A 13,509-nucleotide genomic window follows, 5' to 3' on the forward strand; every position below is an offset into this window, starting at 1 on the left:
GATGACGAACGTGATCACGGTGATGACGGCGGTCCACCCGCCGGCCGCCCAGTACCTCGCCGACGCCTACAAGTCGCTGCTGGAGCAGGAACTCCCGGACGGCTGGGACTGGCAGTGGGTGATCCAGGAGGACGGCGAGACGGACGAGGTCCGCCCGCACGTGCCCGACGACCCGCGCATCAGCTTCGGGCAGGGCCGCCACGGCCGCGCCGCGATGGCTCGCACTCTCGCGCTCTCCCGGGCGAAGGGCGAGTACATCCGCGTCCTGGACGCGGACGACATGCTGACGCCCGGCTCCCTGGCCCGTGACGTGAAGGCCCTCACCGCTGATCCGGCGATCGGCTGGACCACGTCCCGCGTCCTCGACCTGATGCCCGACGGCTCCACCGTCGGCTTCGACCAGGACCCGGCCGAGGGCATCATCGAGCGCGGCGCGGTGCTGGAGCACTGGGAGGAGCACAACTTCCGCGCGCAAGTCCACCCGGCGACGCTGTGCATCCGTCGCGATCTGCTTCTGGCCCTGGGCGGCTGGATGGCCCTGCCGGCCTCCGAGGACACCGGCCTTCTGCTGGCCCTGAGCGCGGTCGCCCGCGGTTGGTTCTCCGCGGAGACGGGGCTCCTCTACCGGAAGTGGCCCGGCCAGGTCACGAGCCAGCCGGCGCACGCCGATGAGCGGGAGCGGGAGGCGCGGTTCGCGGTGGTGCAGGCTCGGGCTCGGGCTTTGGCGGCTATGGAGAATTGGCGGTTTGAGGGCTGATTCGGTTTGAGATGACGGCTGTGCCTGGCGAGAAATTACCTCGTCGGGCACAGTCATTTTTCGTCAGCTTGCGGAGCCAAAGGCTGGCGATCTTGTGGGGTCTGGTCGGCGCTGCGTCCTGCTCATCCCGTCAGGTCGATGAGGCGGTGCTTATTATCGCCGACGTCTATCTGACGCATCCCGATGTTGTGGGACGGTGAAGTGCCGATGTCCGGGCAGTAGTCGAACACCGAGTCCGGGACGGTTTCCGGGTACGGACCACTCCAGGTGGTGGTGCCGAGTATGTTCACGGCGTAGAAGTACCAGTAACGGTTGAGGTCCCCGACATCTCCGCCATACACGGTTTTGCATTCGTCTGGTTGCAGTCTCCACCAGCCCTTTCTCCGCCAGGGCTCCGGTCGGCAGCCAGAATCGTAGCGCTCGATCATGACATTGACAGTGGAGCCGGACCGGTTACAGAAACGCAGCATGGGACCTGCTCCTTTACTCTCCGGTCGACCGTCGGGCATTCGGGGCGACGTTTTCCTGCAAGGGGTCTGGCTGGTGTGTCGTCACGAGGCCGGGCCGATGCCGGATGACATTGCCGGATTCTTCGACCTCGACGGCCTCTTCGGCGGTCAGATGGTTCTCCTCCGCTGCGCTGGCGGCCTCCAGCACTTTCGGATCGATGCTTTCGCAGGGGTCTACGCTGGCGTCTTCAGGGAATGCGTCAACCATCGTGACGCTCCTTTTGGCATGGTGTGATCAGATTTTGCGCGGTGCGACCAGGCTTTGGAAGGAAACGGGAGCCGTGTCGACTCCTGCCGATCGCAGCCGGTTCATCGATGCCCCGCCGGGCACACCCGCCGTTACGGGCGAAGCCGGTCACGTCCCATCAGGTGTCAGCTATCGACGCCCCTGGGGGAGGAACTGCCCTGCCGTTATCGCGGGCACCCTCAATGACCAGCACATCACCGCTGTCACTGTCATGCAACTGGAGTGTCAGAAGTTGCGTTCATCGCCTTAAGAGCGATAGGGGAGGTAAGGGGAAAGGCGCCCGGCCTGGTCTATCCGTGGGGCGGTAGGGCGGGTGGGGCAGGCACGATAAGTTCCCGTCCCTGTTCCTCGGACCGGGAGTTCACCTCAGCCTCCCCGCGTCCACCCGCGAGAACACCAACTCGCTCTCCTCAATGACCGGCCCCCGCCATCGAACCGGCGCCTGGGCCCCCCGGCGCAGCGCCCCCGGATAGCTCCCCACCGCGTAGTCGTTGGCCATCCGGTACACGTGAAACCCCCGACTCGTGAAGGTCTCCAGAAGCTCTTCCGCCGAAAACCCCAGCTCCGCCATCCGCTGCGGCGTGACCTCCACGGCCAGTTCGACATCCGGCCGGAGCCGGTCCAGGACCGGCTCCAGGCTCCGGACCACCGCCCCCTCCGCCCCCTCAACGTCGATCTTGATGACGCGGGCGCGGGTTATCTCGTCCGACGTCAGCACATCAGGCAGCACCCGGGCCCGCGCCTCGAACGTCGACTCCGCCTTCCCCGCGTACGGCACGATGCTGTTCGCCCCCATGTTGTGCGAGCTTGCGAGGGCGAACGTCAGGGTCTCCTCGCGGTCGGAGATCGCGGCGTTGACGGCGCGCAGGTTGTCGCAGTGGTTGGCCGCGGCGTTCGCCGCGAGCAGCTTGTGGAACGTCGGCGACGCCTCGATGGCCACGACCTTGCCGCTTTCGCCGACGAGGTGGGAGGCGAGCAGGCTGTAGTAGCCGATGTTGGCGCCGACGTCCACGAAGGTGTCGCCGGGCTTCAGCCTGCTGGCGAGCCACCCTGTGAGGTTCGGCTCCCAGGTGCCGAAGAGGTAGAGGTAGCGCTGGATGAGGTCCTGGGTGTCCGTCGTGACGGTGGCGCCGAAGCGGGTGCGGGTGCGGCGCTTGACCGGGTGGTCGCGCAGCTCGGCGTTGAGGAAGCCGTCGAGTATCGCGGTCTTGCCGAGGGTGCCCGGCGAGTGGCGGACGTACCAGCGGGCGAGGTCTCGCTTGATCCGCGGGCGTGCGGCGGTCATCCCAACTCCCATACGTCAGACGGGGTGTGGCGCGGCGTTCCGGACTTACACGCGATCGATGGGGATCTCGTAAACGATCTCGCTGTGCGCGGCGGGGATGACGATGTCGGCGGTCTCCGCCGGCCGCCCGTCCTCCGTCATGTAGGTCCGCTGGATGTGCGTGACCAGGGAGTTCTTCGTGATGCCGAGGAGGTGGGCTTCGTGGGCGGTGGCCTTGCGCGGCTCCGGCTGCTCGACCACGTGCGTGATCACGACGCCGATCTCCGCCATCCGCTCGACGACACCCCGACCGGCATGCGGACCACCCTCCGGCAGCACGACGATGGTGCCGCCGGTGATGCTGTACGGCTCCCAACTCGTCGACAGCTGGACCGGCTTGCCGTCCGCCAGGAACTCGTATTCCGTACGCACGCACGGATCGCCCTCGCCGATGCCGAGGCGCGCGGCGATGCCCGGCGGCGCCGGAACCTTCGCCTCGGTGCGGTGCTCCCAGGTGCCGCGCTTCCCGACGCCCGCCATGTCGGCGCGGAAGGGCGAGCCGCCGCGCTGATCGCGGCACCACGACCGGACCATACGGAGGCGTTCCCGTGGCTCCGCGACGTACGTGCCTGATCCGGCGCGGCCTTCGAGGAGGCCTTGCGCGATCAGCAGTTCCTGCGCGCGGCGTACGACGTTCTCGCCGACCTGGTAGTCGGCGCCGATCTCGGAGCGGGACGGCAGCCGGTCCCCGGGCGACCACTCGCCGGTGGTGATGCGCTGCCGGAGGCGGTCGGCGACGACGAGGTAAGGCGGCTGCTCAGGCATATAGCAAATCTAGTCCACTAGCCTTAAGCTAGTTCACTAACTTTACTCTGAGTATCACGATACGGCGGAGGGCTCGTGCCTGCACCTGCATCCCGAGCGCAGGACATCGCGGCCCGGCTCAAGGCGGCTGCGTACGAACCGCGGATGAACCGTCGCAACGGACGCATCCGCATCGAGGTCAGCGTGCCGGAATCCCCGTCCGAGGCGAGCTGGCGCGCGCTGCTCGCGGCGCTGGAGCGCGCCGACCGCTTCGGGATCGGCGGAGGCGAGGACGGGCTCGTCGCGTGGGCGGTCATCTGGCGGGCGCCGCCGCACCGCGAGCCGGGAGGGCGGAGGCCGCAGTGAACGAATGTCGGAACAGGCGGAGAGGGGATCGGCCATTGCGGTCGCGCGAGGAAGGTACGGCCGAGGGGATGGCGGTGGGCGCGGATGGCTAAGCGCTACGAGGAGATCGCAGCGGATCTGCGCCAACGGATCCGGAGCGGGGAGTTCGGTACCGAAGGCCGCCTGCCTTCGGAGAGCGCGCTCGTCCGCACGTACAAGGCCGGGACGCCGACCGTGCGCCAGGCGCTCGGGCTCCTTGTCGGCGAGGGCCTGATCGCGAAGTACCACGGGCGCGGGACCTTCGTGCGTACGGACGTGCCGCTGATCGAGTACGCCAACGATCGACCGTCGCAGCCCGCGCTGCGGAAGCGCGCCAGTGGACGCGGCCATGGCCGTCCCGGGCTCGACGCGGACCTCAAGGTCTCGGCCGCCAGCGGGGAGGTAGCGGCGACGCCGGAGATCGCGGACCTGATGGGCGTGGAGGCGGGGACGCGACTCCTGGAGTTCGTCCACCTCGGTCAGCGCCCGCAGGACGAGTACCCGTGCAGCGTCCTGCGGTCCTACCTGCGGTACGACATGGTCGCGGGGACGCCGTGGGTACCCGCGCTCACTCTCGCCGGCGAGGCGCCCTGGGGCGACGTCTACCAGCACTGGCTCGCGGCCGCCGGTGTCGATCTGGACCACGTGGAGGAGCGGCTTACCGCCCGGCCGCCCACGGCGGATGAGGCCGCCGAACTCGGGGTCGGCCCCGGCCCCGGCACCTCCGTCCTGGACATCCAGCGGATCGCCCGGGATGCCGAAGGGCGCGCGGTGGAGGTCGCCCACCTGCTGATGCGCGGCGACCGCATCGCGGCGGTGTACACGACGCCAATGTCAGGGGCATTCGCCCGCCACTGACGAGCGCTCCTGCCTGCTGTGGCCGCGCCGAACCCTGGTGCGGCCACAGCGCAGTTCCGCCGGCCTACTTGTCGAAGTCGAGATCCAGCATCCGGATCGCGTTGCCCCGAAGCAGCTTGTAGACGACGTCCGGCGGCAGGTCGCCCACGTGCTCCTCGGCGACCCGCTTGGTGTGAGGCCAGGTGGAGTCGACGTGCGGATAGTCCGTCTCGAACGTCGCGTTGTCGACGCCGACCGTCTCGATCGACGCGACGCCGTGCTTGTCGCGGAAGAAGCAGCAGAAGATCTGCCGGTAGTAGTACGTGGACGGCGGGTGCGGGATGAGGTCGCGCACCCCGCCCCAGGCGCGGTGCTCCTCCCAGACGTCGTCCGCGCGCTCCAGGGCGTACGGCACCCAGCCCATCTGCCCTTCGGCGTAAGCGAGTTTGAGCTTCGGGAAGCGAACCAGCACGCCGCTGAACAGGAAGTCCATCATCGACGCCATGGCGTTGTTGAAGCTGAGCGACGCCTCCACCGCCGGCGGTGCGTCCGGGGACGCGGCGGGCATCTGCGAGGACGAGCCGATGTGCATGCAGACGACGGTGCCGGTCTCCTCGCACGCGGCGAAGAACGGGTCCCAGTAGCCGGAGTGGATGGACGGCAGTCCGAGGTAGGTCGGGATCTCGCTGAAGGTCACGGCCCGTACGCCGCGCGCGGCGTTCCGGCGGATCTCGGCGACGGCCAGGTCCACGTCCCACAGGGGGATCAGGCAGAGCGGGATCAGCCGCCCGCCGCTGTCCCCGCACCACTCCTCCACCATCCAGTCGTTGTACGCCCGGACGCACGCGAGCCCCACTTCGAGGTCGTCCGCCTCGGCGAAGGTCTGGCCGCAGAACCGCGGGAAGGTCGGGAAGCAGAGCGACGCCTCGACGTGGTTGAGGTCCATGTCCGCCAGCCGCGCCTTCGGATCCCAGCAGCCCTTGCGCATCTGCTCCCGGGTGATGCCGTCCAGTGTCATCTCGTCGCGGGAGAACCCGACGGCGGCGATGATCCGCTTGTACGGGAAGAGGTTTCCCTCGTACTCCCACCAGTCGGTCAGCTGGCCGTTGGGGTCCGTGGTGAACCGGTACTTGCTCGCGACGCGCTCCAGGCCGCCGATGCCCGCGGTGAGCGGCTTCGGCCCGCGGTCCCGGTACTTCGCCGGCAGCCAGGTCTCGAAGAGGTGCGCGGGCTCGATGACGTGGTCGTCCACGCTGATGATCTTCGGAATCTCGGTCGTGCCGCTTGCCTCGCTGGTCATGAAGCCCTCCCGAAGGTGCCGGACACCTCAATCTGACGATGTGTCAGCTGGAGGGTATAGAGCCGCCCTTCAAGCAACAAGGCGATGCCGGACTTTCCCTCGTCGGCGTGAGTGTGCGGCCGAAGGTGTGGCGGACCTTCCACTCTCCGCCTAAGCTAGTTAACTAGATTCACGTTAGGTCATTGCGCCTGGTGAATCCGTGCGCCTGCGCGCGTGAAAGGGCCTGGTGAGCCCCGCTCTTCCTCGCCACGGGCCCCGCCCCAGGGCGCTCCGTACACCGGAAACAACTGACCCCCGCGATCGGTCCGGGGGTATCGCCAACCTGAGAAAGCAGGTCGTCATGGCACACCGCATCGCCCGCTACCTCGTCCCGCCCTTGCGCCGACTGCTCCCGGCCCGGGGGCGTCACCGAGATGCGCCGGGGAACCGGCCGACTCCTCGTAGTGCACCGCGTCGGCGCGTCCTCCACGTCTGCCCGACGCCCGCCCAAGGGCACGAACTCGCTCGCGACGTCGCTTTTGTTCGCCCGTATGTACTCGCTCACGAGCAGCGGCAGGCGGAGAACGGCCGACGAGCTGGACGGGCCGTGGCCCTCAGCCTCCCGCACTGCTCTGGCAAGGGGGCGTCCGCATGAACCGCGCAGCCATGATCCGCCTGCTGCCGTGGGCCGACGAGGACGGTCAGCCGTGCTACCTGAGCGCTGACGAGGGCGTCGGGTTCATGTGGCAGTTGGCGGACAACACGGAGGCCCTGCAGCTCAGCATGGCAGCCGATGTCATTCACCACGCCCATGAGGTCCTCGACGCGAAACGGGTCTCTCAGGAGGAGCTGCGCTACCTGGCGGGCTGCCTGATGGATGCCCTGGCGAACACCTTCCGGATCGCGGACAGTCGAGGGCAGCGCCTCGGGTGGTCCGTCGGCGGCACCGTTTTCGGTGGAGAGAAAGGCGGCGGGTCGACTCCCCCCGCTGACGCCTCCGACTGAATGGCGGCCAGGCCCGCTGCCCTGGCGCGCGGGTGATGGCCAACAGGGCAAGGGCCTGTCCCCAGCTCCATAGCTCCCCCCGCTGAAGCCCGGCTCGCCTACGGCGTCGTACGCGAGCCGGGCTTCCGTGCGTTCCGGGCCACCCGGAGTCGTGGTGGCGCAGTGATTTGGTCACGCACGGGGACCCGCGAAGCCGAGACCTTAAGATGACCGCCAGGTCATCAACATGAGTCTCGGCTCGGGGGAGCACATGGCTGCCGGCGAACAACTGGTCACGATCGGCGCGGTGTTGCTCGGCGCGCTCACTTCGTACGTGGGCAACTTCCTGTCGGAACGCAGCCGGACGCGGTACGAGCTGCTGACGCGATGGGACGACCGCAAGCTCTCCGCATACGAGAACTACGTGGACCGCATGCGGACCGTCATCTTCCTGGCCGTCCGTATCTACGAGGACAACGAGGGCATCCGTGCAGCGGACAAGCCTCAACAGGAGCTGCTCGCTGAACACGCGGAAGCATCCCGCCTCCGCGGCCGGTCCTTCGAACGCATCATGCTGCTCGGCGCCGACGACGTCATGGAAGCGGCCCACGACCTGAACGCCATCGCCCTGGAGATCGACTGGCAGGCGACGGGCAAGATCACCGGCACGTTGGAAGAGTGGCGCGACCGACATCGCGCCGTGTTCCGGGCGATCAACACCTTCCACGATGCGGCGCGTACGGATCTCGGGGTGCAGGGCAGCACCTCGGGCGAGAAGCATCCGGAGAGGGATTTGTTGCTGCCGCCGGCGCGGTCATCAGCGGATGGTTCGTAGGGGCCGTGTGCTTGCCACTGGTACTTGGAAAGTGCGTGCACAGACGATCAGTTGCCGAGTAACAACCCTTTCTACGAGTTCAAGGCGGCTCGCTCACGCTCGCCGCGCACGGCCAGGCCCCCGGCCGCCCCTCCTGCCCCCGCCCCGCTCTGGCCTGAGTCCGCCCAGCCGTGCTTGCAGCGGAGTGGTCGACGGTCGCCAAAGAGGTGCCTCCGGCGAGGGTGCGCAGACTCCAGAGTGGCGAGGGCTCCGTTCGCGAATGAGGGCGGCGGCGTGCATGCGGGGAGCTGCCATCCTGCTATTCCCCGAGACAGAGCCGAGCGGGTGGGGCGGCGGTAGACGGGACGGGAGCCGGGGGCGGTGAGAGTGCGGGGCGCTTGTCGGTGCCGACAACTACGATGCAGATCGTGTCAGGAAGTCGACCTAAAGTACCGAATGAACTACGCCGGCGAGTACTAATCGAGGCTGGCCACCGATGTGCGATTCCGACTTGCAAGTCCACCCCTGTAGAGATCGCACACATCACCCCTTGGGCGAAGGTGCGTAAGCACGAATTCAGGAATCTGATTGCGCTTTGCCCGACGTGTCATGCGCGATTCGACGCCCCCCGTAGTTCTATAGACCGAAGGGCCATGCGGCAGTACAAGGCAAATCTGAACCCGCTCCTGTCGGGGGGCCTTGGCAGCAAGGAGGGACAAGTCGCTATCTTGTCTGCCTACCAAGAACTTAGGGCCAGGTTTGCCGAGTGGGTTACTGCAGAGACACAACTTGCGTCGGCCAAGTGCCGTAAGTCTTCGACACTCAAAGAGATCGAACGTCTCAGGTCGCGTTCCACGGAAAGATTCCCCTGGGCCCTTATAGCTGTGGTGGATTTTCAGTCGGCATTGAAAGGTTCGCAAGCATCCGAACTAGCTGGGGCAATCTTCTATCACGTTGCCGAATGGAGTGATGAAATACACGACGCGCCATTTTCCGCGCCTAACGAAATGGCGCGACGTGACATCTCCGAGGAAATCTCGGAGGCATCAGCGGAACTGCACCTGCTGGTGCATGAGGAGCTTTCGATGTAGATGGGTATTGATGTGAGTGGCGTCGCCTGATGTACCCTGGCGCTGGAGTTCCAACTCACATGCAGCGCAGTCGTGAGTTTCCCGCTGATCGCGCCTGGAGAATCGCCGAGGGATCAGGGAGAATCGGGGCCAGATTTCACGCCTGCTCGTTCGGCGCGGCGGCTGGGCCGTAGGGGCCCCCTCTCCCATGCCTTGGTGCGCAGCCGATAGTGGCGGCCTCCGACAGGGAGGTCAGCCCCAGCAAGAATTCTGGAGGCCAACTTCCAGGGCGCTTCTAGACCTTGACGGCTCTTCCGTTAGGAGCACACCTTTAGTCTGGTTGCGTCTTGCGGTCGAGTGCAGTCCGATGTGAATCGGGCTGCCAGGGGGAATTCCGCTACCTGCTTGTTGAGGGTCGGAATCATCCATCCTGTGGACCTTACTTAGGGCGGCGAATCTCTGTGATTGAGGCCAGGGAGCGGGTTAATATACCCGAGAATGCGCCTGCCGCGGGTGACACATGGGAGTCGCCCTGGATTCTTGATCCGTTAGGGAAGATTGCAGGGCGGGATTCTGTCCAGTAGTGCGGCTGTGGCTTGATGCAATTCGAGCCTCATCAAGCCACAGCCAATACGCTACCGCTTGTCGAATAGGACCGCCTCGCAGTGGGACCCATCGATTTCGGTCACGCCGATTTTAATTTCTCGTCCTGGTGAAAGTTGTTCCTTGCCTAGTTGGTCTACCCGGCAGTTTAGCTCCCATTCTGTTCCAGCTCCGTGAATTAGGAGAATTACGTGATCTGAACTCCAGTTGAGGACTTGAGCGTTCACCACAAGGAGATCTGGGATGTGGCGAAACTCTTCCAGTGAATGCCAGCCTGAACGGATGGTGAGCACGTTCTCTTGTAGGCTGGTGCTTTTTTGGCGCGGCAGTAGGCAGCCGCTAGACTCCTTTGTGGAGTGAATTTTCCCCTTGAATCCCCTCTCCTCTGCTGTTCCTTCGTGAGCGAGATTCATTACTGATCCAAGAAGGGGGTAGCCAAAATCTGCGAATCTCCGCAGGATTTCGTTACTTTGCCATCCCTCCCTTCTCCTGTCGCTAACGCCTGGAGCTTTATCTAGGAGGGAGGGTTGAATATTGTCGAGCAGAATGTGACTGAAGGCGTATGCGTGATTGAAGTCACGCAGCGGCGTCAAGAATTTTACGAAGCGAGCTGCTTTCGTTACGCTAATCGCGTCTTCGCTTCCCATCGTTACGGCGGCCTGGATCCACGCCCACAATTTCTGGGTCCGCTCGAGATTAGGCGTTTCGTTCGATTGCGAGGCGGAACGTGCCAGCTCAAGCTCTACCCATGCCCGACGCCAAGCGGCACCAGAGTGGTGGTGCTCTGCCGCCGTTTCGTACCATCGAGCGGCACTTTCAAAGTCGCCTCGGCGAATTGCTCGATTTCCCAACCTATACGCCGAATTCGAGAGGTCCGGGTCAAGGTGGGCCGGAGCCCCGGGCGAGCAGGGCTCGCCCGGGGCTTCGGTCGTCATCAGTGCACCGCTGAAGTTATCCGTTTCGCGATCCCAGGTGTCATCAGGGATCCGGGCTTCGCGAAGGAGCCTGGCGAACCTGGCAGAGGCAGGTGTGCGCATATTGCAATCTCCGGCCTCCTTGCTAGATGCGATTCGGGCGGCCGATTCGGACTCCATCATTCACCTTCCTTTCCATAGTCGCTAAGCGCCTCTCTGAGCTGAGGAAATGATTTACTCCGCTGGCTTCGCACGGTGTCCTTCGACTTTCCGGTCTGTTCAGCAATCTCGGTATCGCTCAGACCGTTGCACTGGAGGGTGAGGACCTCGCGAGCCTTATTTCCGGGCAAACTAGCTACGGCCGCCCGAACTGCTCTGGCCTTCTCGCGGCGTTCAATCTCGACGTCGGGGGGAGGCGCATTGCACTCGGGTTCGTATGCCTTATGGATTGCCTGCCGCTCGGCTTGTTGCTTGCGGAAGTAGCTGATCGCCAGGTTGTCTGATGCCTTAAAGAAATAGCTTGCTCGGCTGCTGGGCTTGATTTTCCTCCAGTGTCTCAGCGTGTTCGTGAAAGCCACCTCTGCAATGTCCTCGCTCTCGTGGAAGTTGAGGTGGCGATACCTACTCATCAGCGTGTGCACAACTTTTTCGAAAGCTTCATCGAACAGCGCCCTGGCATGCGCTTCCTCGGCGGGGGTGAGGTCGAAGGCGTCACCCCCGCCCTGAGGCTGGCTCACCACAGCCGGTAGACCCCCCGCTGCGGCGCCGTCGGAAACTGTCGGATGACGGTCATCTCGCTGTCGTCCGGGCCTTTGTCCTGCACGACGGTTCCAGGCGTCAGGGCCCGGAGGGTGGTGCGCAGTCGCCGACGCCGTTCGCAGTCCAGGCGCTCAATCGTCCTCTGCCGACGGCGGGCGGCGCGGACCTCGGGGGGCGGCTGGAATTTCTTGATCGCCCCGCAGGCGGTGACGATCCCGAAGGTGACGACCCCGATGAGCTCGGCGGTCGACTGATACATAGTCATTAGTTCGATGCCTTAAGTGGATTGATGAGGAACGGACATGAGATGGACTCTCACCCCTACGACGCTCCTCGGGCCCAACCTGTGTAACTCCGGGGCCAGGAAATCTGGGGGGACTCCCAAAGGCCGCGCCTGGCGGTGCTTGCGGGTCCCGTCACCACAGCGCGCGGCCACGCTCTAGTCCAGAGAAGCTCGTGACAGTGGTCATCATCGTGCTGGTCACATGGCACTCAGCATCTGAAGTTGTGGCGGGCTATGTGGATGCCGTCGCTCTGCTGGCGGGGTTCGCCAGCAGACATGCAGCAATGTGTTCTTGCCCGAAGCGGACGCCCTTAGCCTTCCCTGCGTAGCAGGCACTGACCGAGCGATGGGCGCCTGGCGGGGCGAACTTGGAAGGTGGTGCTGTACAGCGGCCAAGTACAGCAACCGCGGCAGTCTCAAGCGACTGTCACCGCCCCTTGAAGGCCAGTTGAACAGGCCCAACGACCCTAACGACTTTGCCGCCCGTAGTTCGCAATGAGGGGCCGCCTCGAAATCCACGACTGAATCAACGACAGTGGAACTATGCAACCCTCAATGGCTGGACTGGGACGAGCCCAGGTTTGCGAGATACGCTCATGGCCCTTTGGGCTATCTGTGGACCACCTGTGGACCAACGGCAGAGTTCTGGCATGGATAGTCGGCAGTTCTGACAGGTCAACGGCCAGATCGATACGCGAGGCCGCCTTCTCTTGAAAACTGTCGTGAGGTGATCCCTCACCGTGGGTTCAAATCCCACAGCCTCCGCACAGGTCAGCGAAGTAGCTGGTCAGAAGGGGTGCCCGAGTGAATCGGGCGCCCCTTTTGCGTTGGGGGTGTCTCAGTTTTGATCGCCTGTATCCCGGTGTTGATCAAGGCGTGTGGCCAACCTGTGGCCAGGGCAGTGCCTTCGGCGAGAAGCATCTAGAGCAGGACCTGTTGTCGCCGCCGGCGCGGTCACAGCCTGAAGGCTTCCAGTAGTCGTGATGCATGCTGCCCCACTTCGTAAGAGCAGAGGGTGAGGGAAGAGAAGCTTTTGAGGGCGGCGATGGGTCAATTGCAAAATAAAAAGAGGGCGGTCCGTTTCGATGGATGGTGAATACCAGGGAGAGCTCGACTATCTGATTCGATATGTGCAAATGTCTCCGGTCTACTTTTCGCCGGTCTGGGATGCGGCCGAGACGGTTGTCGGTGGTGAAGGCACGGACGCTGAAGTGCGAGCGGCAGCCCTCAGTCTCGTCGGAGACATGCTGGACCGTGGAGTCAAGGTCGGCGACATGAGTCCGCGAGAAGGCGAAGGGGTAATTTCATGGAATGTTTCCCGAGAGGAAACGCTCCGTAGAATTGAGGAAGAGATGCGGAGGTACGTCGATCCGCTCGAATACGTGAATATTTGTTGGTTCCATGCTTCCTGAGTCAGCGCAGTGAGGCCCTGTCCCACACCGCCTGCCGGTGAGGATGGGGTCTCCTTCAGGGGCGCTGCTCGCGAAGGGAGACGCGGAGAGGGTGGGCCTCGGGTTGCTGAGTAGTCGGGTCGAGGGGGGCATCTGGCCAACCTGTGGTCAGGGATGGCCTACTTGGCCGCAGGTCTGCGTCTGCGCCCCAGGTCAGAGCGGGTGAACCGCTGCCCGGCATGGCAGCCTTGAAGACTGTCGTGAGGTGGTCCCTCACCGTGGGTTCAAATCCCACAGCCTCCCCAGTTCAGCATTGTGAGAAGGCTCCTGAACTGGGGAGATTGAGATCAGGGGCCTTCGTCGTTCCAGGGAGCTGTTGTTCCGTGGCCGGCCGTTTGCCTGCCGCCGTCGTTCAGAAGGCAGCGTTTGCGGCCTCTTCGATGAGGTCGGTGACCGGTTCGGGGTGGGAGGCCAGGGAGGCGTGGCTGGCCATGAGTTCGATGGTCTTGGGGTTCGAGGCCAGCGGTGCTTTCTGCGTCACGGCCATCACCAGGGCCTCGTCCTCCGGAAGGTCCTGGCAGAAGCTCTCACGGAACTTGTCCTGCGCGAT

The 13,509-nt window shown here is 64.6% G+C and carries 15 protein-coding genes and 2 pseudogenes; 8 read left to right on the forward strand and 9 right to left on the reverse strand.

Going from position 1 to position 13,509, the window contains the following annotated elements; all coding sequences use genetic code 11:
- The first annotated feature begins 1 nt into the window (after position 1).
- Positions 2 to 757 (forward strand): glycosyltransferase family 2 protein, encoded by a 756-nt coding sequence (locus ABT345_RS16510; RefSeq protein WP_345089606.1) that lies wholly within the window; start codon positions 2 to 4, stop codon positions 755 to 757.
- Between the two features lie 122 nt (positions 758 to 879).
- Here the strand turns inward: ABT345_RS16510 and ABT345_RS16515 are convergent, their stop codons facing one another.
- The 4 genes from ABT345_RS16515 to ABT345_RS16530 all read right to left on the reverse strand — a co-directional run bounded on the left by ABT345_RS16515 (position 880) and on the right by ABT345_RS16530 (position 3,602).
- Positions 880 to 1,266, reverse strand: a complete 387-nt coding sequence (locus ABT345_RS16515) for a DUF1036 domain-containing protein (protein ID WP_345089609.1) — start codon at positions 1,264 to 1,266, stop codon at positions 880 to 882.
- Positions 1,241 to 1,474, reverse strand: a complete 234-nt coding sequence (locus ABT345_RS16520) for a hypothetical protein (RefSeq protein ID WP_345089612.1) — start codon at positions 1,472 to 1,474, stop codon at positions 1,241 to 1,243. The genes ABT345_RS16515 and ABT345_RS16520 overlap by 26 nt, the downstream gene beginning before the upstream one ends.
- Positions 1,475 to 1,874: 400 nt before the next feature.
- Complete coding sequence (locus ABT345_RS16525) at positions 1,875 to 2,798, reverse strand: FkbM family methyltransferase (RefSeq protein WP_345089616.1); 924 nt, start codon at positions 2,796 to 2,798, stop codon at positions 1,875 to 1,877.
- 45 nt (positions 2,799 to 2,843) lie between these two features.
- Complete coding sequence (locus ABT345_RS16530; protein WP_345089619.1) at positions 2,844 to 3,602, reverse strand: GntR family transcriptional regulator; 759 nt, start codon at positions 3,600 to 3,602, stop codon at positions 2,844 to 2,846.
- Positions 3,603 to 3,746: 144 nt separating this feature from the next.
- Here ABT345_RS16530 and ABT345_RS16535 point away from each other — a divergent pair, with 144 nt between their 5' ends.
- Both ABT345_RS16535 and ABT345_RS16540 read left to right on the forward strand, forming a co-directional pair.
- Positions 3,747 to 3,947, forward strand: a complete 201-nt coding sequence (locus tag ABT345_RS16535; protein ID WP_345089622.1) for a hypothetical protein — start codon at positions 3,747 to 3,749, stop codon at positions 3,945 to 3,947.
- 84 nt (positions 3,948 to 4,031) lie between these two features.
- Positions 4,032 to 4,823, forward strand: a complete 792-nt coding sequence (locus ABT345_RS16540; RefSeq protein WP_345089625.1) for a GntR family transcriptional regulator — start codon at positions 4,032 to 4,034, stop codon at positions 4,821 to 4,823.
- A 64-nt stretch (positions 4,824 to 4,887) separates the two neighbouring features.
- Here ABT345_RS16540 and ABT345_RS16545 read toward each other — a convergent pair whose 3' ends face one another.
- Entirely contained in the window at positions 4,888 to 6,102 is a 1,215-nt protein-coding gene (locus tag ABT345_RS16545; protein WP_345089628.1) for an amidohydrolase family protein, read from the reverse strand.
- Between the two features lie 630 nt (positions 6,103 to 6,732).
- Here ABT345_RS16545 and ABT345_RS16550 point away from each other — a divergent pair.
- The 4 genes and pseudogenes from ABT345_RS16550 to ABT345_RS16565 all read left to right on the forward strand — a co-directional run bounded on the left by ABT345_RS16550 (position 6,733) and on the right by ABT345_RS16565 (position 8,970).
- Positions 6,733 to 7,086, forward strand: a complete 354-nt coding sequence (locus ABT345_RS16550) for a hypothetical protein (protein ID WP_345089631.1) — start codon at positions 6,733 to 6,735, stop codon at positions 7,084 to 7,086.
- A gap of 226 nt (positions 7,087 to 7,312) precedes the next feature.
- Entirely contained in the window at positions 7,313 to 7,900 is a 588-nt protein-coding gene (locus ABT345_RS16555; protein ID WP_345089634.1) for a hypothetical protein, read from the forward strand.
- Between the two features lie 398 nt (positions 7,901 to 8,298).
- A pseudogene (locus ABT345_RS16560) lies at positions 8,299 to 8,508 on the forward strand (HNH endonuclease); the annotation flags it as partial.
- A 24-nt stretch (positions 8,509 to 8,532) separates the two neighbouring features.
- Positions 8,533 to 8,970, forward strand: coding sequence for a hypothetical protein (locus tag ABT345_RS16565; RefSeq protein ID WP_345089637.1), 438 nt, complete (start codon positions 8,533 to 8,535; stop codon positions 8,968 to 8,970).
- 614 nt (positions 8,971 to 9,584) lie between these two features.
- Here the strand turns inward: ABT345_RS16565 and ABT345_RS16570 are convergent.
- The 3 genes from ABT345_RS16570 to ABT345_RS16580 are packed head-to-tail and all read right to left on the reverse strand — an operon-like array spanning position 9,585 to position 11,484.
- Complete coding sequence (locus tag ABT345_RS16570; protein WP_345089640.1) at positions 9,585 to 10,649, reverse strand: hypothetical protein; 1,065 nt, start codon at positions 10,647 to 10,649, stop codon at positions 9,585 to 9,587.
- Positions 10,646 to 11,203, reverse strand: coding sequence for a sigma-70 family RNA polymerase sigma factor (locus ABT345_RS16575; protein ID WP_345089644.1), 558 nt, complete (start codon positions 11,201 to 11,203; stop codon positions 10,646 to 10,648). The genes ABT345_RS16570 and ABT345_RS16575 overlap by 4 nt, the downstream gene beginning before the upstream one ends.
- On the reverse strand, positions 11,200 to 11,484 hold the full coding sequence (locus ABT345_RS16580) for a hypothetical protein (RefSeq protein WP_345089647.1): 285 nt from the start codon (positions 11,482 to 11,484) through the stop codon (positions 11,200 to 11,202). Before ABT345_RS16580 ends, ABT345_RS16575 begins: the two co-directional genes overlap by 4 nt.
- A 1,109-nt stretch (positions 11,485 to 12,593) precedes the next feature.
- On the opposite strand from ABT345_RS16580, the gene ABT345_RS16585 reads away from it, so the two are divergent.
- Positions 12,594 to 12,920 (forward strand): hypothetical protein, encoded by a 327-nt coding sequence (locus tag ABT345_RS16585; protein ID WP_345089650.1) that lies wholly within the window; start codon positions 12,594 to 12,596, stop codon positions 12,918 to 12,920.
- Between the two features lie 391 nt (positions 12,921 to 13,311).
- Here ABT345_RS16585 and ABT345_RS16590 read toward each other — a convergent pair.
- Positions 13,312 to 13,509: pseudogene (locus ABT345_RS16590) on the reverse strand (alpha/beta hydrolase); the annotation flags it as partial.

Origin of the sequence: Streptomyces sp. NPDC000404 (assembly GCF_040300365.1) — a bacterium.
GTDB lineage: Bacteria > Actinomycetota > Actinomycetes > Streptomycetales > Streptomycetaceae > Streptomyces > Streptomyces ramulosus.

Coding starts and splice junctions, on each gene's coding strand:
- ABT345_RS16510 (WP_345089606.1), top strand. CDS start 2: ATGACGAACGTGATCACGGTGATGACGGCGGTCCACCCGCCGGCCGCC.
- ABT345_RS16515 (WP_345089609.1), bottom strand. CDS start 1,266: ATGCCCGACGGTCGACCGGAGAGTAAAGGAGCAGGTCCCATGCTGCGT.
- ABT345_RS16520 (WP_345089612.1), bottom strand. CDS start 1,474: ATGGTTGACGCATTCCCTGAAGACGCCAGCGTAGACCCCTGCGAAAGC.
- ABT345_RS16525 (WP_345089616.1), bottom strand. CDS start 2,798: ATGACCGCCGCACGCCCGCGGATCAAGCGAGACCTCGCCCGCTGGTAC.
- ABT345_RS16530 (WP_345089619.1), bottom strand. CDS start 3,602: ATGCCTGAGCAGCCGCCTTACCTCGTCGTCGCCGACCGCCTCCGGCAG.
- ABT345_RS16535 (WP_345089622.1), top strand. CDS start 3,747: ATGAACCGTCGCAACGGACGCATCCGCATCGAGGTCAGCGTGCCGGAA.
- ABT345_RS16540 (WP_345089625.1), top strand. CDS start 4,032: ATGGCTAAGCGCTACGAGGAGATCGCAGCGGATCTGCGCCAACGGATC.
- ABT345_RS16545 (WP_345089628.1), bottom strand. CDS start 6,102: ATGACCAGCGAGGCAAGCGGCACGACCGAGATTCCGAAGATCATCAGC.
- ABT345_RS16550 (WP_345089631.1), top strand. CDS start 6,733: ATGAACCGCGCAGCCATGATCCGCCTGCTGCCGTGGGCCGACGAGGAC.
- ABT345_RS16555 (WP_345089634.1), top strand. CDS start 7,313: ATGAGTCTCGGCTCGGGGGAGCACATGGCTGCCGGCGAACAACTGGTC.
- ABT345_RS16565 (WP_345089637.1), top strand. CDS start 8,533: ATGCGGCAGTACAAGGCAAATCTGAACCCGCTCCTGTCGGGGGGCCTT.
- ABT345_RS16570 (WP_345089640.1), bottom strand. CDS start 10,649: ATGATGGAGTCCGAATCGGCCGCCCGAATCGCATCTAGCAAGGAGGCC.
- ABT345_RS16580 (WP_345089647.1), bottom strand. CDS start 11,484: ATGTATCAGTCGACCGCCGAGCTCATCGGGGTCGTCACCTTCGGGATC.
- ABT345_RS16585 (WP_345089650.1), top strand. CDS start 12,594: ATGGATGGTGAATACCAGGGAGAGCTCGACTATCTGATTCGATATGTG.